This window comes from Klebsiella sp. WP8-S18-ESBL-06 (assembly GCF_014169755.1).
Classification (GTDB): Bacteria; Pseudomonadota; Gammaproteobacteria; order Enterobacterales; family Enterobacteriaceae; genus Kluyvera; species Kluyvera ascorbata_B.
This window is the reverse complement of the sequence record NZ_AP022256.1, coordinates 727,123-749,408: the sequence shown is the minus strand read 5'-3', so window position 1 is coordinate 749,408 and position 22,286 is coordinate 727,123. Positions and strand designations below refer to the sequence as shown.

The 22,286-nt window shown below is 49.5% G+C and carries 18 protein-coding genes; 5 read left to right on the top strand and 13 right to left on the bottom strand.

Going from position 1 to position 22,286, the window contains the following annotated elements; genetic code table 11:
- Positions 1 to 88 precede the first annotated feature (88 nt).
- The 6 genes from H7R76_RS03635 to zorA1 form a co-directional block, all read right to left on the bottom strand.
- Complete coding sequence (locus H7R76_RS03635; RefSeq protein ID WP_101742990.1) at positions 89 to 952, bottom strand: GTPase family protein; 864 nt, start codon at positions 950 to 952, stop codon at positions 89 to 91.
- 165 nt (positions 953 to 1,117) lie between these two features.
- Positions 1,118 to 2,065 carry an ankyrin repeat domain-containing protein gene (locus tag H7R76_RS03630; RefSeq protein ID WP_052697492.1) on the bottom strand — a complete coding sequence of 316 codons (948 nt, stop codon included), beginning with the start codon at positions 2,063 to 2,065 and terminating at the stop codon, positions 1,118 to 1,120.
- A 475-nt stretch (positions 2,066 to 2,540) separates the two neighbouring features.
- Entirely contained in the window at positions 2,541 to 5,780 is a 3,240-nt protein-coding gene (gene zorD / locus H7R76_RS03625; RefSeq protein ID WP_045889233.1) for a type I Zorya anti-phage system protein ZorD, read from the bottom strand.
- A complete protein-coding gene (gene zorC, locus H7R76_RS03620; protein ID WP_045889234.1) occupies positions 5,780 to 7,573 on the bottom strand; it encodes a type I Zorya anti-phage system protein ZorC in 1,794 nt (597 codons plus the stop codon). The genes zorD and zorC overlap by 1 nt, the downstream gene beginning before the upstream one ends.
- Positions 7,570 to 8,307, bottom strand: a complete 738-nt coding sequence (gene zorB1 / locus H7R76_RS03615) for a type I Zorya anti-phage system protein ZorB1 (protein ID WP_045889235.1) — start codon at positions 8,305 to 8,307, stop codon at positions 7,570 to 7,572. The genes zorC and zorB1 overlap by 4 nt, the downstream gene beginning before the upstream one ends.
- A gap of 11 nt (positions 8,308 to 8,318) precedes the next feature.
- Entirely contained in the window at positions 8,319 to 10,874 is a 2,556-nt protein-coding gene (gene zorA1, locus H7R76_RS03610; protein WP_045889236.1) for a type I Zorya anti-phage system protein ZorA1, read from the bottom strand.
- Between the two features lie 237 nt (positions 10,875 to 11,111).
- On the opposite strand from zorA1, the gene H7R76_RS03605 reads away from it, so the two are divergent.
- Positions 11,112 to 11,684, top strand: coding sequence for a restriction endonuclease subunit S domain-containing protein (locus tag H7R76_RS03605; protein WP_045889237.1), 573 nt, complete (start codon positions 11,112 to 11,114; stop codon positions 11,682 to 11,684).
- Between the two features lie 47 nt (positions 11,685 to 11,731).
- Entirely contained in the window at positions 11,732 to 13,339 is a 1,608-nt protein-coding gene (locus H7R76_RS03600) for a type I restriction-modification system subunit M (protein ID WP_045889238.1), read from the top strand.
- A 163-nt stretch (positions 13,340 to 13,502) separates the two neighbouring features.
- Here H7R76_RS03600 and H7R76_RS03595 read toward each other — a convergent pair whose 3' ends face one another.
- Entirely contained in the window at positions 13,503 to 14,483 is a 981-nt protein-coding gene (locus H7R76_RS03595) for an IS5-like element ISKpn26 family transposase (RefSeq protein WP_182930037.1), read from the bottom strand.
- A gap of 53 nt (positions 14,484 to 14,536) precedes the next feature.
- Here H7R76_RS03595 and H7R76_RS03590 point away from each other — a divergent pair, with 53 nt between their 5' ends.
- The 3 genes from H7R76_RS03590 (at position 14,537) to H7R76_RS03580 (ending at position 16,939) form a co-directional block, all read left to right on the top strand.
- Complete coding sequence (locus tag H7R76_RS03590; RefSeq protein ID WP_197975073.1) at positions 14,537 to 15,706, top strand: restriction endonuclease subunit S; 1,170 nt, start codon at positions 14,537 to 14,539, stop codon at positions 15,704 to 15,706.
- Between the two features lie 58 nt (positions 15,707 to 15,764).
- Positions 15,765 to 16,391: a type I restriction endonuclease gene (locus H7R76_RS03585; protein ID WP_227673943.1), complete on the top strand. Its 627-nt coding sequence runs from the start codon at positions 15,765 to 15,767 to the stop codon at positions 16,389 to 16,391.
- A 188-nt stretch (positions 16,392 to 16,579) separates the two neighbouring features.
- Complete coding sequence (locus tag H7R76_RS03580; RefSeq protein ID WP_021313899.1) at positions 16,580 to 16,939, top strand: hypothetical protein; 360 nt, start codon at positions 16,580 to 16,582, stop codon at positions 16,937 to 16,939.
- Positions 16,940 to 17,094: 155 nt separating this feature from the next.
- Here H7R76_RS03580 and H7R76_RS03575 read toward each other — a convergent pair whose 3' ends face one another.
- The 6 genes from H7R76_RS03575 to H7R76_RS03550 form a co-directional block, all read right to left on the bottom strand.
- A complete protein-coding gene (locus H7R76_RS03575; RefSeq protein ID WP_071600550.1) occupies positions 17,095 to 17,472 on the bottom strand; it encodes a hypothetical protein in 378 nt (125 codons plus the stop codon).
- Positions 17,473 to 17,874: 402 nt separating this feature from the next.
- Positions 17,875 to 18,225, bottom strand: a complete 351-nt coding sequence (locus H7R76_RS03570) for a hypothetical protein (RefSeq protein WP_182966985.1) — start codon at positions 18,223 to 18,225, stop codon at positions 17,875 to 17,877.
- Positions 18,222 to 18,863 carry a hypothetical protein gene (locus tag H7R76_RS03565; protein WP_182966983.1) on the bottom strand — a complete coding sequence of 214 codons (642 nt, stop codon included), beginning with the start codon at positions 18,861 to 18,863 and terminating at the stop codon, positions 18,222 to 18,224. Before H7R76_RS03565 ends, H7R76_RS03570 begins: the two co-directional genes overlap by 4 nt.
- 10 nt (positions 18,864 to 18,873) lie before the next feature.
- Positions 18,874 to 19,335, bottom strand: a complete 462-nt coding sequence (locus H7R76_RS03560) for a single-stranded DNA-binding protein (RefSeq protein ID WP_016244018.1) — start codon at positions 19,333 to 19,335, stop codon at positions 18,874 to 18,876.
- On the bottom strand, positions 19,335 to 19,544 hold the full coding sequence (locus tag H7R76_RS03555; protein WP_020801608.1) for a hypothetical protein: 210 nt from the start codon (positions 19,542 to 19,544) through the stop codon (positions 19,335 to 19,337). The genes H7R76_RS03560 and H7R76_RS03555 overlap by 1 nt, the downstream gene beginning before the upstream one ends.
- Positions 19,545 to 19,837: 293 nt before the next feature.
- Complete coding sequence (locus H7R76_RS03550) at positions 19,838 to 22,282, bottom strand: phage/plasmid primase, P4 family (RefSeq protein ID WP_182966981.1); 2,445 nt, start codon at positions 22,280 to 22,282, stop codon at positions 19,838 to 19,840.
- Positions 22,283 to 22,286 lie beyond the last annotated feature (4 nt).

The following is a 22,286-nucleotide window of genomic DNA, read 5'->3' as shown; positions in this document are numbered from 1 at the left end:
AGACTCCTCAATATGGGTAAAACAAATAAAAGAAAGCCCCATCGCATAGGCGACGGGGCTCGGGAAAGAACAGGCAGGCGTTAAACATTCAGAAGAAGAAATTCCAGACAGCCCGGGCAACGGACACCACGGTGTTACGGACAGCCTGTATTACGGCCCGTACCGGAGCCGGTATCAGTGGGAAAGCACTTACCGTGTCCAGTACCGCGCCGACCGTTTCACCAAAATCGTCACGCGCTTTTTCCTGGACTGTCGTTGTGCGAAAGGGATGCTGCAGTTGCGACACCACCGGACTGCTGGCCTCACGCGGCAGACACTTAATCATCCGCTCTGCCATCACCCGTAATCCCCATTGAAGCCGGACCGACACGGCACACACCGGATGTACGGGCTGGAACAGCTCATGCAGCAGGCAGATTTTGCGGCTGATGTTTTGCTTCTGCTCTGTGGATAATCGCTCTCCACCGCTGGTGGGTTCAGCTTTGTCTGACTGGCTGATAACAAACAGCACCTTATGCCGGTATGCTTCACCAATCACCTGGCGGTAAAAATGCTCATCCACCGCCAGTGCCCGATCATCAGCCTTAATCAGCCACAGTACCAGGTCGAGCCGGGGAAGTTGTTCACGGTACAGCCCGGCATACTCAGTATCGCGTGCACCACTTTCCCCGACACCAGGCAAATCCACCAGTGTCATAAAGCGCTCCCCAACCTGAAATCGAAAGCGCAGTGGTTCACGGGTACAGGCCGCCACATCGCTGACCGGCGATACCTCTCCAGCAAACAGGGCATTGCAAAGGCTACTCTTTCCCGCCCCGGTTTTACCCATCATGCCGATCACCGGCTCGTAATGCGTAAGCTGGTTTATCTGCTGCAGAATACGCTCTGATGCCCACTGTGGCAGGCCAGAAAGCGACCGCTGCAGCGACTGCAAGCCTTCAGATTTTTTCATCATTACTCCTCTGAAAATGGATATAAAAACAGCAGAACCGTGAGATTCCGCCGTTAATTAGGTATGTTCAGGAGAATGATATATATCTGAAAATTTTTATAAGTTGCCAACACAGATTAGCAAGCGATTTAGAACAGTAATTAACCTAAAAATTTTGGCGTAAAACTAATATCGCCATGACTCTCTAAGCCATTCAGCACGTTGTAAAATGCCCGGAATTGCATTTGTGGTCCAGAATTCAAACGATATCCAGCCACTACTCATTCCACCGTGGCTAAAGCGCTTTACAAACACCCCATGCTCGGTTGAAAAGGTCGCATTCATTATAGACTGGGCTGAGTTGAGTAAAATCGATTCGAGCTCAGTTCGGTTTTCGGGAACGGGAACTCGCGACAAAGTCTGGCGCATTTCCCGCCACAGTGAAGGATCACCTCGATAGCCCCAGCCTTCCGCATCGGGAAACATTAAGTCAGCAACGGTGATCCAGCTTTTCTCCAGTGGGATAGTGTATTTTTGTGCCGCAAGCTTCTGGAGAACAGGCATAAATTGATTGAACCAAAATCTTAAATCCAACCCAGCCCTTTGTACTTCTTGATTATTATCAGCAATAATTTCACCTAACTGAATACCTGTCAGCGCAGAAAATGCAAACAGGAATCGATTTCTATCGTCTTGCCCCTGCTCAAATACATCATATTCATTGAATAAGAAAAGTAGTCGCTCATAAAGCACCATATTTTCATCATAAGTTTGAAAATGAATAAGCTGGTCCTCAATCATTTTTCGCATCAACTGTGAAAGTGTTCTGGGTTGAGGGTGCAGCAAATAAAGGAGATCTTTTCGGGACGGATTTTTTTCGAGAGCAATATCTAAGGGGGTCTGCAGCTTGTTATACGTTGCGAGAGTTTTGTCAGCCCCCATCCTGAGAAGTTTGCCAATAACCTGACGTTTAGCACCATGCCACGCCGCCTGATGCAAAGGTGTATAGCCTTTTTCCGAGGCAGCATTGATGAGAGAGGGGTATCTTTCTAGTACGTTTAACAGGGGCTCCCATTGGCCCTTGTATGCTAATTCACTGATCTGTTTGGACAGAACATCATTGGCTTGTGTCATACAATCACTCGTACAGTTAACATGGAAAACTCCCGCTCATCTGAATTACCGCTTGTTGCCATCATGACCAGAATGATTCAGCAACCTAATTACACCTGGTCGTGCCAAACGTATCTGTCCGGCATGTCGTAGTACCTCCTTGAGCATCCGTTATTCGCGTAGTCCCAAAGCTATCAGTGCGTGATACCGTCCCATCGCTTCCTCGAGTGGTACCAAATGAATCGGTACGGTAGGTTGTATTCTCGCCATTAGCGTTAGTTACCCTCGTTGTTCCAAAGGAGTCAGTACGTGATACGCTTCCATTACTGCCACGGGTAGTTCCAAAACTATCTGTCCGCCAGCTATTACCTTTATCATCGCGAGTCGTACCGAAGCTATCAGTGCGATAAGTCGTCGCAGTTGCACTGAAGCTGAACAGCAAAGTAGCAATTACAATCCAGTAGTTTCTCATCATTGAGATCAGCCTTATTTGCAATTAATTAGTGTTAGCCCGGGTAAGTACCGCTTCAAAATCAGCAGCAGTGAGATCGGTTGAAGCTTTGAGCATATCTCTTGCCAGAGCTCTGCGACGGTTCAGTAATTCATCCAGGGTCTCTTCGAAAGTCATTAACTGACTATCACGCACAGTTGGATAGTAAACGTAGACATCTTTTTGCTGCCCTATGCGGTAAGCCCGGTCAGTTGCCTGATCTTCTTTGGCAGGGTTCCAACAGCGAGTAAAATGGATGACATGATTTGCTTTTTGTACATTGACACCAAACCCAACGGCTATCGTTGACAGGATGATGACGTTAAACCCCGGCGATGACTGAAAGTTATCAATCAAGCTCTGACGGTTTTGGTCACTTCCGGATTTCGTGCTGGTATCACCATTAATGATAAAAGGCTTGAATCCAAAATGCTGCGAGACCAGATGCTGCAATTCACGTTGAATATCGCGCAGTTCAGTAAAGACAATGACCTTATCATCTGATGACTGGCGAATATTATTTAATGTATTCAAAAGCCATTTCACTTTCGGGGCATCGTTACGTAAGCGTAAATCAGCACTCACGGAATAAGGCCATGCACAAATCAGTTTCAGGCGGTGGAGTAGTCCGAGCATACCTGAACCACGTTGATCAAGACCTTCGCTGATTTCCTGTTGATTCTGCCAGCTCACTACCGAGTGAGTGTAGAGGTCCCGTTGCAACGGCAGCATACTGAGCTGCTTACAGGATTTATCTTCAATTTTTTCCGGAAGATCTTTCGCCACTTCTTCCTTTGTTCGACGCAGAGTCTGGGGTTCAATCAATTTTCGTAGCGATTCAAGCATCTTATCATCACTCTGCTGCTCGATCGGCCGCAGGAAATCTTTGCCAAAATTATTCAGTGCTCCCAAAAGACCTGGCTGCACAAAGTCAAACAAGCACCATAGATCGACAAGCGTATTTTCAACAGGTGTTCCAGTACACGCAACTTTGAATTGCGCCTGAATTGCCTTAGCAGACTGGGTAATTAGGGCTGCTGGATTTTTAATTTTCTGTGCCTCATCGCAAACCATGATGGACCAAGGTTGGCGAGCCAAAGAAAATTCCTGATCGCGTAACGTTTCGTATGTGGTCAATACTATCTGAGCCTCTCCAACCCAGTCATTTTGCAGCAGGTTTTTAATCCCCTTATTCTTTAACGCCAAAGGGATACTCTCCTTAGCGCACTTTTTCTCTCTGAGTTCATTGCCGTAAAGCTTTAAAATCGACACCTGCTCGCGCAGGAAAAAATTACCGACTTCACGCTCCCAGTTGTCGAGTAACGACACCGGAGCAACAATCAGAGAGGGAGGAGCATCCGGGAAACGCTCACGATGCCAAATGAGGAAGGTTAAAATCTGTAACGTTTTCCCCAGCCCCATATCGTCTGCCAGTAAACATCCCGCCGTCTCGGTTGGGGATTTAAGGTACAACTGCTGGAGCCAGGCAACGCCTTTACACTGATGCTCACGTAGCTGAATAGAGTCCTTGAGAATCATCGGAAGCTCGGCGTCAGCCAAATGTGCTTCCAGCAAGGAGGTTCTCCGCTGTTTGACATACAGTGCCTGCTCAATATTTTGTTCGATCAGCAGGACAGCCCGACTTACCGGCTCAGCATTCGCGGTATCTTTTGTTTCGGCATCGATTTTCTTTTTCCACTTTTCGTGGAAAACCTCTGCTTCTTCTCGTGGTAGAAGGTTATCGTTCCAGGGCATAGCGACTTCTGGAGCATCAGAGGCTTTTGCATCTTCCAGACGCGTTTCTAGCTCCTGAAAATGCTGATGATTATCCAGGTCCCAGCCCGAGAACATGACTTCACACATCTCCTTAGCGAGATTGTCTGGAAGCCAATTTTCACTTTCACTTTTGACCAGATACGGTGAACTGATTTTCTCAAACTCACCTATCCCTATGACCCTATCGCTGTACTTGTTGAGATCGAGTACGTGAGAAAAATTCAATCCCGCAGCCTGTTGCTGCCAGCCTTCCAGCAATGCCTGATACTCTTGCAATTCATTCTGAGTGAATCTGGACAGCTCGAGGTCATAGCCCTGCCAGACACCAGCAGGAAGATGCGCCGCTAACTTTTGTTCCAGCTCAGTAATCAACGCTGCCAATTCAATTGGTCGGTTAAACACGTATGTTTCATCTGGCACGGGCTGTTCAGTCCTGGGGCTCAGGATCAGCGAGACAGACTCAATATGCATTGAGTCATCAAACTGAGGCTCCAGACGAAAATCATAAAAGTAGATCCCTGCATCCTGTAGATTCTGCTCATATACATCGGGATCAAGAACCTGGCTGGCTTCTTCGCCAATCCAGGTGTACGGGTTGCGAACAAACGAGAGCGCATCATCACCGGCAACTCGGCGACCGGTGATGGCATGAACAGAGGTAAGCACATCTTTGACTTCAGGTGAAAGAATGACGTGGCTTAATTCACCGTCATCACCCAAAATGCGATACCGATCTTGTACCTGTTGCGTGCGATCGAAACTCTGCAGCCACTTTGCAGGCTGCTCGTCAAAAACCGGCTCAATTTCCAGTACCCGGGTATCCGCCACCAGTGATTTCCGCAACTTTAACTGCAGTGACTCGGGCCTGATAACTATCGTTTTAGACAGGTAATCATCCAGTTTTGCTCCTGCCTTTTTTGCCTGTCGACGTATTTTTGCCCACCCGGTTTGGTTTACCGTTTCACCCGACGTCTGTCGCTGCTGTAATCTGAGCTGCTGTAGTGAGTCCAGAAGCTGCCAGTTCTCTTCGCTGAGCACAAAAGTGCCTTCCTGGGAGGAAAAGCTGGCCCCCTGGATAGTGATCTCAACGGGGCGATAATCGTCAGGCTGGGTCCATTTATCAATGAAAACTCGAAAGGTGTCATCGCTGATGCTCCCTGTCGCAGCAAGATGGGCGGTCAGATTACGCTGTTGAGGGAAGCTGAAAATTGCCAGACTGCTGGCATAATCTTCATTATTCAGAATACGATAGAAGTCATCCCAACTGATAAACCAGCAATCCGACCAGTGTGATACATAATCCTCTTCATGGAGTTGTTCCAGGCATGAAGTGATAAGCCAGTTATCCTGAGTGTCGGCAAGACTAAAGGGGAAAGCGAAGCCCTCCGCCTTAATTGCATAAAGCGGCACAAGTGAAGCAGGAACTGCTTTATTATCATTAATAAATTTACCTAACAATTTTTTGAACACTATTTGCTCCAGTAAGTAAATTTACCCAGCACAGGCTTAAATCCGAGGCTTAACAATTTTTTGGCAGCCTCATGATCTGGTTCGTTGAACTGGATATGAATTGCGCCACCCATGCCACGTTTATCCATCACTTTACAATCGACAGACCGAATCACTTCCCTGATTTGCTGTTCTCGAGTCGTAAAATTTTGGTCTTCTTTTTTGGCTTTTAAAGAAGCTGCAATAATTTTGATCTGCTCTTCTCTGTTTGACCTTGATTCATTGACTTCTGATTTAGCCGGAGAAGATACGGACCTGCCTCCGCTTTGATCTGCATTAAAACGGGAGATATCGATAGTGGCTGATGGCTGATTGGAATCTTCCGCAACGTAGCTAATGCCTAGTCTACGAAGTTCTTCATCATAGCGGCTCATCCACCCTTCAATACGGTTAAGCGAATAGTGCGTTACTGGAGACAAATGCGGTAAACGCAGACGTACTTTACGCCGGTTATTACGCTTATCTTTAAGATCATAATCAATGTCGAGAATACCTGTTTCCGGATTAAAAGGTGCATTATCGATATGATAAGAGTACATGGCTCCTACTTTCGAAAACTCGACAAAAAGATAATTCCCAATCCTCATGATCATGGCATTGTTGTCGCGAGAACCGGGACCTTGTAGACGACTTAACCGACCGGCATTTTTTGCCCGAAACTCAACATAATCGGTATCTTTCGAACGCTGAGCATCTTCACCCAACACAATTCGCGTATAACTCATCTGATTAGCATATCGTAGCCAGTAGAACAGACGCGCCTGATCGACATCCCGGTTACCTTTAAGCAACTCAAAGAACAGTTTCAGATCATCTTTAGCGAACCACCCCTGTACCATAAGCAGCACCGCGTTATCGACATGAACCTGCCAGCCTTTATTGCGGCTGGTTAACTGAGGGTTTCCCCAATACTCCAGGGCTAACAGCTTAAGTTCAAGGTGAGTCCGGTGTTTAAAAATTGACTGGTAATAACGGGTAAGTGTAGCGGCCAGGATATTATCTTTAAAACGAGAAAGTTGACGGCTCAACGCGATCAGTTCATTAATTTTTTGTTCAAACTCATCGTCAGTCTGACGAAAAATCTCGCTCACCAGATGGTTAACAATTTTGCGCCATAGCCAACTGGTCTGGGGGATCTGTGCCACTTTTTCCAGCACGGAGATATCGGTTATTTCCCCACGCCCGAGCTGTTGCCCGAGAAGAAAACCCGCCTTATCGGTAAAAATATCCCCATACGTGTCGATTACCGTCATCCATGACAACAGACGAGGCGAACTCTCTTTTAACTGTTTAAACCCGCTCACAATCTGCATGCGTAACTGAAGCCACTGCGGATTTTCTTCGGGCGTATCGCTGACATGCCCAAAGTAGCTGGTACATAACGCCAGCCATTCCCTACGCGTTAATCGTTTCTGTGCAATTTTGCTCTGAATTTCAGCCGAGATTTTGGCAAAGTTTGCCGCATCATCAATGAGTGCTGTATCAAACAGATCATCTTCTGCAACGTCATTGAGGCCAAAAAAGATCATCTTCCATTCAGATGGCTGTGGCGTTTCTCCCGAACGCAATCGGGAAATTGCCTGTCTGCGTTTCTCCTTAGGGGGAACCATCTGGACTGCGCGAGCATCTACCTTCTTTTCGAGTTGGCTGATGACACGCTGTAGATAGGTAAACGGGTGACCCACAACCGGAACCGCACTCTTTTCTCGGTAAGGAAGAAGGTGTGATTTCAGCTTCTCAATCGCGGACGTCATTGCACTACACCCAGTTGGCAGGTTTCCTGACTAATACCAGGGACGACGTCCATACTCTCGTCCTGTTTTTTATCTTTCAGGCCAAAGAACTGCATACGTAACTCGACACGACGGCTGGCTTCTTTACTCTCTTTCGCATTGTTGAACGACACGCCACCCGCCAAAAATAATTTTCGAATCTGTATTTGTTGATCTGCAGTAATTCTTTGCTGTAACGCACTTCTGCTATCCAGCAGACTGCACATCACCCATTCCGAGCGCTGAAGAGAGAGATGCAAGTTGTAGAGATACGAACCGTCCGTGTCAGTAAACCCCTCAATAACGATCTGTTTAAACCATTTCTTACCTTCGTCGCTATTTGCCGCATCCAGGACCAGCGGCACCACATCCTGTAGAGCCTGCTGCCCTTCTGGGGTGAGCGAAAAGCGGTTATGCTCAAAACGCCCTGCTTCGCCAAAACTAATACGATTATCGTGGCAATCGACATGTATCGTTTTATTCAGGTTCTTTGCCTGAAGTTCAAGTTTTTCACACAGTCGGGCGATATCATGCCCACGGGACTTTTCGCCTGCTTCTGCCTGCTGGATCCTCTGCGTGACGGAGCTAAGCGATGCCACCATGACGACCAAAAATAGCACCATCATGGCTGTCATCAGGTCGGCATAGGAAATCCAGAACGGTTTTTCTGCTTCATCACTACGACGCTGCCTGCCATTGAATGCCCGGTTAAACATCAGCCTGTTCCTTACGCGCGACGACTACGGAGCACGGTTTCCAGCGTATCCACGCTTTCACCGATGATTTCAACAGAAGAACTTAAGGCACCCGCCGCTTTTGTCAGTTGCGTATCCATCTCCTGGAGCGAACGGTTCAGGCCGCTTTCCACCCCGGAGGTGAAGGACTCAAAGCTGGTGCCCATCACGTCAGCAACGTTGTGGAGGAACTCCTGGGCTTCACGGTTATATTGTTGCAGACGCTCGGAATACGACTTCAGATCCTCAACAAACCGGCTGCGGGATGTTTGCTCATCATGGCTGCTATTGATCAGCGTTTCTAATGCGCTGATGGCGTTCGCCACCACCTCACGGGTGTTGCGGTAATCGGCGATCAATGCGCCCAGCTCAGAGCTGGCACTGGAAAGGGTTTTGCCTGCTTGCTGGGTACCATTCAGAACTTCTGCAGTCAGATGATTAGCTTCGGCGACACGATTACCAGCTGTTTCAAAGCGATCGGCAGCCACCCGCATTTTATCGGCTCCAGTCTGAATTTCTTCCAGGTGACGCGTTGTGTTTTGCGCCACCCGTTGCAGTAAATCGCCTGATGCGGATTGCTGCTCACGCAGCATCTGCATTAACGCCTGAACCTGGCTCTCAAGCTGACCGATGATTCGCTGAGCCTCCTGTTGCAAAGCACTCTGAGCCGATTGCTGCTGCTGGCTAAGGGATTTCTGACCTTCCTCCAGTTGCCCAAACAGAGTTCCCAATTGGCTACCCAATTGATCGATGCCGCTGGTCATTTTCTCACGCAGGGCATCCTGACCGGAGTGCATAGTTTGTTGCAGAGCAGCCATAAAATCTTGCTGTTGTTCGGCGGCCGCCTGTTCACGAGCTTCGCTACGGGCTAAGAGCTGTTGAGTCTCTTCGTGCAGAGCGCGCTGTCCCTCTTCCTGAGTCTGGCTCATCTGTTTTTGTCCGGACTCAAGTTGACTGAATACACCGGCCAGGTTTTGCGTCAGATCTTCAACACCTTTGCTCATATTGCTCATCAACAGATTTTGCGCCTGGTTTTGCTGCTGATTGAGCTGCTGCTGGCCATTTTCCAGCTGTGCGAACAAGGTTGCCATATGGCTGCCAAGTGTATCCACAGAGGCAGCCATTTTCTCCATGGTTTCATTTTGTCCCTGCTGAACACTGGACTGGATGGCTTCAATAAAGGCACGCATCTGTTCCGCCATCGCTTTTTCACGCGCTTCACTGTCGGCAAAGATTTTTTCCAGCTGTTGGGCCATGCGTTCGCCAGCGCCTTCACCTTCTGCGCCAATGCGAGCTACAGACTCCTGCAGGCTACGCAGCATGTCATTCATACCTGCCTGCATCTCTTGCTGGCCGCTTTTCATTTCGCTGAGTAACTGAGAGATCAGTTGGGCGCTGCCCTGGCGTGAATCATCCCCAGCCTGACGCATATCCTGCAGCAGGGTAGAGAAACCGCTTTGCATGCTCTGGATCGCCTCCACGGAACGGCCCATCATCTCCTGCATCGTGGTGAACTGCTGACCAAACGTGTTATCCATTTTGTTCATAAAAGCAGTAAGGACGTTCTCAAGCATCGACTGCACTCGATGGCTCTGATCGCCGGAGGCGGTTTGCACCACGCCCGCAATTTTGTCCAACGGGCTTTTCAGACTGGTTTCAATAGCGCCGCTAACCTGCTCCGCAATCTGCTGGCCTGATTCCCGATAGGTGGAAGACAACGTCTCTGCCAGTTTCTGATTTTCTCGTACCTGGCTGTCCACCAGGTTCTGCAGCATCTCTCTTAAATCGCTGACCAGACCATCTTTCAGTTGTTTGGCATGTGTGGTGTTTTCTTTGGTGCTGGATAGGAGCTGCGAAAGGTAATCTTCACCGACGCCACCTTCAAAAAGCTGGTCGATGCTGGCTGTCAACGACTCAAGATTTTTATAGCATCTCGCCAGCCGCCATTTTTCAAACATGGTGACCAGGATGGAGAAAGCAATGGCAAAGGCGGAACCTAAAAACGCGTAAAGGACATCACGCAAAAGGTTAGCTACGCTGGCGCTAACTTGTTCTGGCGTGCTGGGGTCAAAGTGGTGCAAACCGATCATCAGTCCTGAGAAGGTCCCGATTATCCCAATCCCAGTCAGGATACCGGGCAAATGCTTAAACGCTTCCGTGTAGAGTGGAATCTCTACCAGCAAGGGTTCAGAGAACCAGGCTGAAGCAGGAGCGGTAGAACGAATACTGTGGATCCGCTTCTGACCGCTGTCATCGTCTAACTCAAACTGCCGATGCAGCGACTCTTTAAATTCACTCCAGGGATGCGCAAAAAACTTTCCGGAAAATAAAGCATCCAGCTTTTCGAGTTGCTGAGCCGGTTTATCTTTTGCAATCAGTTGAATTTCTTTCGCTTTCTTCTTAAAGCGGGCTGAAATCACAAAAGAAGGAATGGCATAGCGGGCAATGAAGCACACCAACAGAACCGCGACAACAAGAGCGACATATTTCGGCACATTTTCTGGATTAACAGAGGTTAACGTGTCGAGGAACGAGGTCAGCGAAAACATCTACACACCTTGAGTGAAGAAAAAGACATTTGCAGGGGGAAAATCACCAGCAACGAAAAACCGCCCGCTCATTATAGGAAAAACCTTAACTTTAGCTTCTATAAAACGTTATCTGAGTCACAAAAACATTGATCGCCCGCATGAGTAATAAATTTAAATTCCTTGATATAAATGATTCATCAAGTTTATGATTGCCAATACAATGACAATGTAATTTAAATTTATTCGGATTACAGGATGACGCGAAGCTATAAAGATATCGCCCAATTTACGGCAGGCTCGCACATCAGCCGTATCCAGGAAAGCGCAGATGGGTCCGCATTTCGTTTCTATGCGACCGAACAGTTTCTTGTAGATGACTGGCAGTCAGCTATTGTGTCAGCCGAGAAAGAACAGTGGGTGAAAACGCATCAGGATGTTGTGCTGGCGCAGAAAGGAGATGTTGTCATCAGCCTGATTCATGGCAAGGCGGTTCGCGTGAGCACCGAAAATGCCGGACGTATTTTAGGTAATAACTACGTCAAAGTGGATGTTGATACCAGTCGGATTGATGCCGCGTGGTTCCTCTGGCATTTCAATGAAAGCCCGGAGGGACGACGTCAGCGGATTCAGACCACCCAGGGTTCTACCGTCGTACAGCGTATCGCGGTTAATGAACTGAAAAATTTTACCGTTACCCTCCCGCCACTCGCACAGCAAAAAACGATGGGGGGGCTCTATCTGGCGGCGCGAGAAAAACGCTTTTATCAGCAGCGGATTGCCGCCCTGAGTGAACAACAGATCCTGAGCCTGCTCAGTGGTATGATTTGACTTATTACGTCACCTCTTTGTGACGAAGAAAAACAACAGGAACAACTATGTCTCCCCAGATTGAAGCGCAAAATTTAAGTGAACTGCAAGGCCGCCTGTGGAATATCGCCGATACCCTGCGCGGTAAGATGAATGCCGATGAATTCCGCGACTACTGCTTAGGCTTTATTTTCTACAAATATCTTTCTGAAAAATTCGTTGCTTACGCGAACAAAATTCTGGCGGAAGATGGCATTCAGTATAACGAGCTGACTGCGGAGCATCCGGCATATCAGGACATCGTTGATGCGGTAAAAGAAGACAGTATCAAGACCTTAGGCTATTTCCTGCCACCAACGGATTTGTTCCACACGATGGCGGAACGTGTGGCTAAAGACCCGAAAGGCACAGGCACCGGCTTTATTCTGGAAGACCTCGCTACTACCCTGCGCAGTATTGAACAGAGCACGCTGGGCACTGATTCTGCGGATGACTTCAGCAACCTTTTTGAAGATCTCGATTTAGGTTCCAGCAAGCTTGGCAACACTGCGAAAGCGAAAAATGAGTTGATCGGCAAAGTCGTCACGGAACTCGATAAACTGAGCTTTAACCTGAGTGAAGCGAGTTCCGACATTCTGGGTGATGCCTACGAGTACCTGATCGGCCAGTTCGCCTCAGGCGCAGGTAAGAAAGCCGGTGAATTTTATACCCCGCAGCCGGTTTCCACCCTGTTGGCTAAAATCGTCACCACCCACAAGTTGAAGCTGAAAAACGTCTATGACCCGACCTGTGGCTCTGGCTCTTTGTTATTGCGCGTGAAGCGTGAAGCCTCGTCGGTGGGTAAAATCTACGGTCAGGAGATGAACCGTACCACCTACAACCTGGCGCGTATGAACATGATCCTACACGGGGTTCACTATGCGGATTTTGAGATCATTCAGGAAGATACGCTGGAGCATCCGCAGCATACGCATCTGAAATTTGACGCCATCGTTGCTAACCCACCTTTTTCCGCTAAGTGGAGCGCCAGCCCGCTGTTTATGAATGATGACCGCTTTGCCCAGTACGGCAAACTGGCACCGTCCAGCAAAGCAGATATGGCGTTTGTACAGCATATGTTCCATCACCTGGAAGATGACGGCACTATGGCGGTGGTGTTACCCCACGGCGTACTGTTCCGTGGTGCAGCGGAAGGCCATATTCGTCAGTTTATGATTGAGAAGCTGAACTGCATTGATGCGGTGATCGGCCTGCCAGCCAATATCTTCTACGGCACCAGTATTCCGACCTGCGTGCTGGTATTGCGCAAGTGCCGCAAGCACAACGACACTATTCTGTTTATCGACGCCAGCAATGACTTTGAGAAGGTGAAAACACAGAACCGCCTGCTGCCGGAGCATATCGACAAAATCGCCGATACCTATAACGACTGGAAAGCGGCTGAGAAGTACAGCCATATCGCGACGCTGGAAGAAATCCGTAGCAACGATTACAACCTCAATATTCCGCGCTATGTTGATACTTTTGAAGCGGAAGAAGAGATTGACCTCAACGCCGTGGCGCAGGAGATTCGCGATCTGGAAGGGAAAGTGGCGGAGATTGATAAGACCATTGCTGGGTTCTGTAAGGAGCTGGGGATTGATGCGCCGTTTACTCTGACGGAGGGGGGGAAGTGATGGTGCCGAAGCTTAGGGAAGGTGCGAATAAGCAGGTCATTTCTTCCAAAGCTGACTCGCTGATTAAAATTTCGCGGATCTGGGCCGATTTTTTTCCCGCAAACACATCGAATCAGCCTATTTAGGCTATTTTTTCCGCCATTTCTGGCGTTATTTCCGGTTTTTAGTGAGATCTCTCCCACTGACGTATCATTTGGTCCACCCGAAACAGGTTGGCCAGGGTGAATAACATCGCCAGTTGGTTATCATTTTTCAGCAGCCCCTTGTATCTGGCTTTCACGAAGCCGAACTGCCGCTTGATGATGCGAAACGGGTGCTCCACCTTGGCACGGATGCTGGCTTTCATGTATTCGATGTTGATGGCCGTTTTGTTCTTGCGCGGATGCTGCTTCAAGGTTTTTACCTTGCCGGGACGCTCGGCGATCAGCCAGTCCACATCCACCTCGGCCAGCTCCTCGCGCTGTGGCGCTCCTTGGTAGCCGGCATCGGCTGAGACAAATTGCTCCTCTCCATGAAGCAGATTACTCAGCTGATTGAGGTCATGCTCGTTGGCCGCGGTGGTGACTAGGCTGTGGGTCAGGCCACTCTTGGCATCGACACCAATGTGGGCCTTCATGCCAAAGTGCCACTGATTGCCTTTCTTGGTCTGATGCATCTCCGGATCGCGTTGCTGCTCTTTGTTCTTGGTAGAGCTGGGTGCCTCAATGATGGTGGCATCCACCAAAGTGCCTTGGGTCATCATGACGCCTGCTTCGGCCAGCCAGCGATTGATGGTCTTGAACAATTGACGGGCCAGTTGATGCTGCTCGAGCAGGTGGCGGAAATTCATGATGGTGGTGCGATCCGGCAGGGCGCTATCCAGGGATAATCGGGCAAACAGGCGCATGGAGGCGATTTCGTACAGGGCATCTTCCATGGCACCGTCGCTCAGGTTGTACCAATGCTGCATGCAGTGAATACGCAGCATGGTCTCCAGCGGATAGGGCCGTCGGCCATTGCCCGCCTTGGGATAAAACGGCTCGATGACAGCGGTCATATTCTGCCATGGCAGAATATGCTCCATGCGGGAGAGGAAAATCTCTTTTCGGGTCTGACGGCGCTTAGTGCTGAATTCACTATCGGCGAAGGTGAGTTGATGGCTCATGATGTCCCTCTGGGATGCGCTCCGGATGAACATGATGATCTCATATCAGGAACTTGTTCGCACCTTCCCTTAGATTTGCGGGGTTCAATGAGCCATGGAGTGAAACCTCGCTCGGTAAAATATCTTCATTTATTACCAGCGGTTCTCGTGATTGGGCACAGTACTATGCTGACGGCGGAGATAAATTTATTCGCATGACAAATCTCGTAAGAGATGGAATTACATTAAACTTGTCAGATTTAAAATTTGTTCGTTTGCCTGAAAATTCGAATGAAGGTAAACGCACAGCCTTACAGCATCATGATATTTTGATTTCTATTACCGCGGAACTGGGTAAACTGGGATGGGTTCCAGATGATTTGGGAACTGCGTATATTAATCAACATACTGCTTTAGTTAGACCTAATTTATCTATAGTTTCGTCCAAGTTCATCGCAAATCTTTTGTCGACGAAAAAATATAATAATATATTAAATCAGCAGAATGATTCTGGAGCTAAGTCTGGGCTTAATTTAAGCACAATTAAAAATTTTGGATTTTATGCAACCAATAAAATAGAACAAACCAAAATCGCCGATTTTTTGTCCTCTGTTGACGAAAAAATCGTGCTACTGAGCAAGCAGCACGACCTGCTGTGTCGGTACAAAAAAGGGATGATGCAGAAGATTTTCAGTCAGGAATTGCGGTTTAAGGATGAATGCGGCGAAGATTTCCCAGTATGGCATCATAAAAACCTAGGTGATATCTGTAGAATAAGAACTGGAAAACTAGATGCTAATGCAATGGTTGTTGGTGGAAAATATAGATTTTATACATGCGCGAGAGAATTTTATCAAATTGATGAGTATGCATTTGACACTGAAGCCCTATTAATATCAGGTAACGGTGCGAATGTTGGGTACATACATTATTACTCAGGAAAGTTTAATGCTTACCAGAGAACGTATGTACTGGACGGTTTCATTCATAATATTGAGTATGTGAAATATTTTCTTGATATGTATTTGAATGAAAGAATTTATGGGGAAAAGAAAGAAGGAAATACCCCTTATATCGTTATGGGGACTTTGGCTGATATGCAGATCAAATTGCCAATCATTAAAGAACAAACCAAAATCGCCAACTTCCTCTCCTCTCTCGACGATAAAATTACCGTCAAAAAAGCAGAACTGGACAAGCTAATAACCTGGAAGCATGGCCTGCTCCAGCAAATGTTTGTATAAAAATAATCCGGCCCGACCAACTTCGGGCCTGCAAAATAATAAAAGGCACTATGTACTGATGGCAACGCAAAGCGAATACGAGTTAGAAGCGCAACTGGTGGAACAGCTGGTTGGCATGCACTACGAACGGGTGAATGTCACCGACGAAACCAGTATGAAAGCCAACCTGCGAAAGCAGATTGAAATACATAACCGGCTGGAATCTTCTCCGCTAACGGACGGCGAATTTAACCGTATTTTCTTGCACCTGACAAAAGGTAATGAAGTCATCGATCGCGCCAAAATTCTGCGCGATCGCTACCAGTTATTGCGTGATGACGGCACCGAGAAGTGGCTCAGCTTTATCAATAAAGAGGAGTGGTGCCAGAACGAGTTTCAGGTGGCGAGCCAGGTGACGCAGTTCAACGCCGAGCAAAACACGCGTAAAACCCGCTTCGATGTCACGCTGCTGATTAACGGCCTGCCGCTGGTGCAAATTGAACTTAAGCGTCGCGGTCTGGGGCTGAAGGAAGCCTTCAACCAGATCGATCGCTACCATCGGGATGCGTTCTGGGTAGGCAGCGGCCTGTTCCAGTATGTGCAGATCTTTATTATCAGCAACGGCGTGGACACCAAATACTACGCCAACAACCGCGCCAACCATTTCGAGCAGACCTTCTTCTGGATCTGTTTATTGAGTAGGTGACTTAAAGCTGCGTGGTTACTGTGTTTTTGATAATGCCTTTTTTCAATGGGTACACCCTTGTGTACACGGAATTTTAGAGCGCTCTGGGTTTTTGGCTATTTTATGCTCTTGCCCACCTTTCCCATGCCTTCATCGTCTACCACCTTATTGTATGATACCTCTATCCCACAATAAGGACTCAGCCAGCCATGAGAATGACCAGCCGCAAAAAAGAGATACTCAGCTACTTTGAGCCGGATAACCTCGAATGGGTGACAGGTGAGATTGGTGCGCCGCCGTTCGATGTATCGGGCGTGGCCTACCTTCTTCATGGCATGGCGTCGTTCGATAAGCGCCACCCGCTCGAATCCACCCGGCGAACTCTTGAAAGCATGGTTGCTGGTGGATTGCTTGAGCGGGTGACAGTGTACGAATCCCGGCAGGTAAAGCGTGGCGGTGAAACTAGCGCAACGGTCGTGCGCTACGGTTTACCCGGACAGTGTGCCGTTGTGCGCGATAATGGCGGCGCTGATAAAGCGATTGATGGGGAATGCGAGCGGGTTGGCTGAGTCGAACGGGGCAGGGCGGAATAGATAAAAAAACATATGACGGGTTAATCTGCGTACTGGATTCAAGCCCTTATCTGGCGCGGGTCTCGCCTCACATGGGCTTTGAGTCCGTCCAGTACAGTCCAGTATTTCAATATCAGTGACCATATGGATTGCTAACATGCGCCGCTTTTTTTAACCCTTCGCAGATCCCGCCTTGCTTGCATTGAAACGGATCTCGCTAATCTCAGCTCAAGCCGTGCGATTCTGTCGGCATGTAGCCCCATGAGTCCGTTAATCAATGTCATCTCGCGCCATTCTTCTGTTCCCGGCGTCGGATAATTCGCCAGTAATAGCCCGTATCTCTCGGCCAGCATGAGGTTTCTTGCACGATTTCGCACCAGCGGAGAAAGCGCCTCTCCCCCCTCAAATGGGAAGAATGCCCGCCGACTGCGTTCGCCATGTTTGACGGCATTAGTATTGCCCAACGGTGCGCCTGCGCCTTTCCGCTTGCCACCCCATCCCGATCTTGATTGTTGGCTATTTTTTTTCATTTAACGGCTCACTGTGCGCATTTTTGTGCGCAAAAACCTTAACAAACCCTAACAATACCTTAATAAAACTGTATATCTAACTTCCGCCATCTACTGCGAACGGATAGCGCCCAAGCCAGCAATAACAGGCATCTCCGCTATTTTTCGAATGAGCAATTCGCGCTTAGAAATTACTGCGAATTCGCAGTTAGCATTCGTCAGGTAGTACGCACGTTGAATACGCAGTTTTGCTGCGCACCTGACTGCGTACTGCGTACTGCGTACCAGTGGAACTAACCAGATATTTAGGACGTCCTGAATCAGGATTTGGCTTCCAGCCCACTACTGGCGCGGGTCTGGCGCTGCTAGGGTTTTAAATCCGTCCTAAACAGTACTAAATTTTCCGCCGTTTGGGTGCGAACCTCACGGCACAGACGAGTACCAGTAAAAGCCTGTTAGCCCGGCATCGCAGCGCTCACGATTAAGCACGCGTGGCGGTTGCTCTCTGGTCATCAACTCAAGCAAGGCATTGCCTCCCTGCGTCTCCAGTCGGTATTGCCTATCGGTAGTGGTAATGGCATCCGGCAATAACTTTATGGCGGCCTGGCTAAAGTCTCGCGGTGCGCCGTAAAATTGCGCATCAACAATATGAATCACATCGCCGTTAATCGTTGTCCGATAACGGTCTGGCTGTATGGTAAAGCCCCCACAATGGATAGCAGATAGTGCCGGTGCCGATGAGATCAGGCAGGCTGCCAGAATGTATGGCTTCATTCTTCACCCACCAATTCATCCAGTTCAGCCAGCGCCATAGGCTTTGGTACAGGCTTGTCAATATCACCCATAATGCGCTGGAAGTTGCTGGCAGGCATATGGTTACGGTTCTCCAGTATTTTCGCCAGCGCGATAACATCCCACCATTTCAGGGCAATCAGCGCCTCAGCACGGGAAAGGGATATTCTCTGTATATCAGCATCCTCTCCACCAGCCACCCGGTATACCTCTGATAAATCACGAACATTTTTCATGTCTGCTTTCCCGGACGTTTCCATCAGTGCGTTAATATCATCCCCCGTATAGCGTGATTGCGCGACGATACCAGCCAGAGAGATAACCATAGCCCGGCATACCTGGTCTATCAGACGTAACCTGGTGTCATCATTCGAGAGGGTGTAAGGCTTAACCTCAGCCACATTCCGTGGATAGTTGGCGTGCCATACCGCGACGGCTCCACATTCATCAACATCGCCGCTAAGGTAGGTTTTTGCCACTCGGTTATTACCCGATAAAGCAATTTCTACCCCCTGTATGCCGAAAAACCATGCGGCTATCGCATGACCTGCTTCATGTATTGCAAGATGTCTGGGCCAGCGATAGCTGCCGAACTCAATAATGATGGGTTGCGTACTCATATCTTCCCTCTCAGAATGGCGTTTCATCGTCGAATGGTGGGCGCTGGTCAAAATCATCAGGGGTGTTATATAGCTCCCATCCCGGCGCGGATTGCGTTTCGTGGCCCCTGCTGGCTCCGCTTGCTTTGACTGACTCGGCCCGCTTCCCGCCGGGGCGTACCGTTCTGGCGCTGATCACGCTGTCGGCTACTACCTGATAACCTTGCTGTGTACCGCCATCCTTGCCCGCCCACTGATTGACCTGCATCGCTCCGGCAACACTGACTAAATCGCCTTTAACGTGTCCTGCCAGTGCGTCGGCCTGTTTGCCGAATGCCACCACACCCAGCCAGAAAGTAACCTCTCCGCCCTCTGCTGCATGGCATGGCAGTGCCACCGCTAAACGCCCCATTGTCATGCTGCCGCCGCTGTTTGTCGTTCTGGTCTGGGGATCTGCCACCAGCCGCCCGTAGGCTGATATCTGTGCTGTCATTAAGCGCCCTCCATTCTTGATAACGTGTTGTCAATATTCCCGGCGGCTCGTTTCAGGTAGTCCATGCTGTCATTTAGCCGGGATAATTCGCCAGCCAGTAACAAGGCCGCCGCCTCCTGCGCGGTGAACCCCTGCGCTTCAATCTCTCTAATAACTTCGATCTGCTTTTTATGATGTTCGTTCATTTTTTCGCCCTTTAGCTGAATCATACCCCCCCCTGTAAATCTTTTTTGGGGTGTAATATCCCTACCAAACCCTACTAATCGATGAAACCCAGATATGGCGCGGCTTTCAGGCTAGTAGGGAATTGTTTTTCTTACCCTACATAACCCTACTTATCCCTACTAAATCACTTCAACGGCATTTTACTGCCTGTTTTATTTGGTAGAGATATGTAGGGATAAGTAGGGATAAGTATATATATCCCTACCAGTCTACAAACCCCGTCATTACTGGCCTTAAATGACTTTGTAGGGATAGGTAGGGATAAATCAGGGGTAAACTATTCTTCGCCCCCTTCGGCGGTGCTGCTGCCATATGCTCGCGGTATAAACTCCTCAGCCATCTCGTTATAGCCCACGTTGGTTTGCGCTCTGCCGTTAATGCTTCGCGTCAGGTAGCTGGCTCGGTACTCTTTTGCTGCTGATTTTATGGCGCGTGAAAACTTATTGACGGAAAGCGGTTTACCCAGCCCGTGATACTCCATAAACGCCAGGTAAAGATGATAAAGATACGCCCTCGGCTCTGGCTGGCCTGCCCATGTACCTCCGCCCATCATCATGCCTTTGGGTTCGTTCATGAAAAAAAGTGCCGCACACATATCGATAACCGGATCTGTGCCGCGTTTAACGTCTAGCGCCTCCTGAGAATCGCGCTGCTCAAGTAACAGTGCCTTTGCTTTGTTCTGGTCGGAAAAGGTGGTTAGCAGGTGGCGGATAATCACCGGGATTTCTCGCCTGATTTTTGCGGTTAAATCCGGGTCTTTGTCTGCGTCTGATACCGGGTTATTAAACGGGAATATCACGCGGCGGCGGGCAATGCCCCCGTTTCGCTCCGTGAATGTCATCGGCTCGTTATTGGTTGCCATAACAACGGCATTTATCACGGTTGTGAACTGCTTTTCATATTTCCCATCAATCTCTACCGGATCGCCGCCCGTAATGGCTTTAATCCCCGCACCCTCTCCAACATAGCGGGTCTGGTCTGGCATGATAATCAGGCTTTTTCCCACAAGCTGCGCCCGCCCTCTGGCTGTGTCTAGCGTTCCCATGCTGGCGCTGGCTGTGTTGTGCTCACCTGCCAGTGATACGGCTATGCTGCTAAATACAGATTTCCCGCTGCCGCCTTCCCCGGTTACTTCTATAAATAGCTGCCAGTCATGACGGCGAGCCAGAACCATAAACAACGCCGCCTTAATCCGCGCGGCTCTGTCGCCATTCCCCCCGGCGGCGTGATTAATCCAGCGGGTGAAATTCGGCGCATGGGTTGCAAGGGTCTCCCCGCGCTCCGCTGGCGTGTATTCAATGCCGTTGTGATTCATCAGCCAGTTATCAGGCGCGTGCGGTCTGAACTCCTGCGCTTTCAGGTCATAAATTCCGTTACTGAATCCGATACAATCCGCTGGCTGCTCTCCTGTGGGCGGGATCTGTAGCTTCATGGTGGCTACAACCGACTTAACGCCTTTCTCCGTGTAATGCGCCTCGTGTTCGTCGAATATTGCCACCATCTCCCGTTCAAGCTCTGCCTCTGGCAGCCTCTCCCACACCCCGCAAGCGTACCGATAAACCGCCTGACTGTCGGTGTTTACTGCCAGACGCTCCCACCGGGCAGACAGTAGCCGCGCCTTCTGGCTCGCCGCCATCTGCGAAATGTCCCCGATCTCTTTTGTTCGGCTCTTTTTGCCGCCCTCAATCGCTTTCAGTTGTACGGTCACACTTTCCCCCTGTGGCTGGTACGTCGAATCGTTAAATGCCACTGCGGCGGCCTCCAGCCCGTTTTGCTGGTGGTGGTCGTTCCAGTCGGCTTTGTAGTCTGTCGGTGGCATTGATACCCAGCCAGCCACGGATAAGGCGGCTTTCTCTGCGGCCTCCCTGCCTGTATTGGCTTCTCCGTTTTGGTGGTGGTCGTTGTCTGCGGCGATAATAATTTGCGCCTTCGGGTGTTTACGGCGCATCACTTCGGCAACGGGTAGCAGGTTGCCCGCGTCAATTGCTGCCACTGTCAGCGCGTCCGGGCGCATCAGGTGAACTGAAAGGGCCGTTGCCAGCCCCTCGGCAATTAAAACGCTCTGCGGCGATTCTGGCGCGTTTACGGCGTGATATGCCCCGCGCTTTGCCGAACCAGTCAGAAGTCGCTTTTCTCCCTGCGGTGTAATGGTCTGCGCTGCTGCCACTGCGCCGGATTCATCCACCAGCTCCAGCAATAACGAACCATCCGGCATTAGTGGGTAATTAAACCCGGCCAGCCCTTTTGATTGTAGGTAATCAGGTTCGCCCTGTATGACGCTCTGGCGCATTCCGGCATACAGACGGGAAAACGTAGCCCGGCGCTGCTCTGCGTCCTCTGCGGCCTGTTTCTGGCGCTCCTGCTCATGCTGCTGGCGCTCAGACTCCATTTGCTCCCGCCTCTGGCTGGCTGCTGTCGGATCGGTTTCCGCTGCCCGGTAATCAATACCCAGCACATCAGCGGCAAGGTGTGCCGCCTCCGTGGTGTCGCAGTTGTTCACTTTCTTAATCAGGTCTAAGCCGTCGCCAGCGCCGCACTGGTTGCAGATAAAGCTACCGCGCCCGTTGTCGTCGAACCGGAAGCGATCCGTACCGCCACATGCAGGGCAGGGGGCATGGCGGCGCGATGAATCAGGAACGTCGATAGACAGGCCAGCCAGCACATAAGGCCATTTACCAGCGGCGGCGCTGGTCACTTCGCGGATAATGTCGATATTACGCATTCGT

Coding starts and splice junctions, on each gene's coding strand:
- H7R76_RS03635 (WP_101742990.1), bottom strand. CDS start 952: ATGAAAAAATCTGAAGGCTTGCAGTCGCTGCAGCGGTCGCTTTCTGGC.
- H7R76_RS03630 (WP_052697492.1), bottom strand. CDS start 2,065: ATGACACAAGCCAATGATGTTCTGTCCAAACAGATCAGTGAATTAGCA.
- zorC (WP_045889234.1), bottom strand. CDS start 7,573: ATGACGTCCGCGATTGAGAAGCTGAAATCACACCTTCTTCCTTACCGA.
- zorB1 (WP_045889235.1), bottom strand. CDS start 8,307: ATGTTTAACCGGGCATTCAATGGCAGGCAGCGTCGTAGTGATGAAGCA.
- zorA1 (WP_045889236.1), bottom strand. CDS start 10,874: ATGTTTTCGCTGACCTCGTTCCTCGACACGTTAACCTCTGTTAATCCA.
- H7R76_RS03605 (WP_045889237.1), top strand. CDS start 11,112: ATGACGCGAAGCTATAAAGATATCGCCCAATTTACGGCAGGCTCGCAC.
- H7R76_RS03600 (WP_045889238.1), top strand. CDS start 11,732: ATGTCTCCCCAGATTGAAGCGCAAAATTTAAGTGAACTGCAAGGCCGC.
- H7R76_RS03595 (WP_182930037.1), bottom strand. CDS start 14,483: ATGAGCCATCAACTCACCTTCGCCGATAGTGAATTCAGCACTAAGCGC.
- H7R76_RS03585 (WP_227673943.1), top strand. CDS start 15,765: ATGGCAACGCAAAGCGAATACGAGTTAGAAGCGCAACTGGTGGAACAG.
- H7R76_RS03580 (WP_021313899.1), top strand. CDS start 16,580: ATGAGAATGACCAGCCGCAAAAAAGAGATACTCAGCTACTTTGAGCCG.
- H7R76_RS03575 (WP_071600550.1), bottom strand. CDS start 17,472: ATGAAAAAAAATAGCCAACAATCAAGATCGGGATGGGGTGGCAAGCGG.
- H7R76_RS03570 (WP_182966985.1), bottom strand. CDS start 18,225: ATGAAGCCATACATTCTGGCAGCCTGCCTGATCTCATCGGCACCGGCA.
- H7R76_RS03565 (WP_182966983.1), bottom strand. CDS start 18,863: ATGAGTACGCAACCCATCATTATTGAGTTCGGCAGCTATCGCTGGCCC.
- H7R76_RS03560 (WP_016244018.1), bottom strand. CDS start 19,335: ATGACAGCACAGATATCAGCCTACGGGCGGCTGGTGGCAGATCCCCAG.
- H7R76_RS03555 (WP_020801608.1), bottom strand. CDS start 19,544: ATGATTCAGCTAAAGGGCGAAAAAATGAACGAACATCATAAAAAGCAG.
- H7R76_RS03550 (WP_182966981.1), bottom strand. CDS start 22,282: ATGCGTAATATCGACATTATCCGCGAAGTGACCAGCGCCGCCGCTGGT.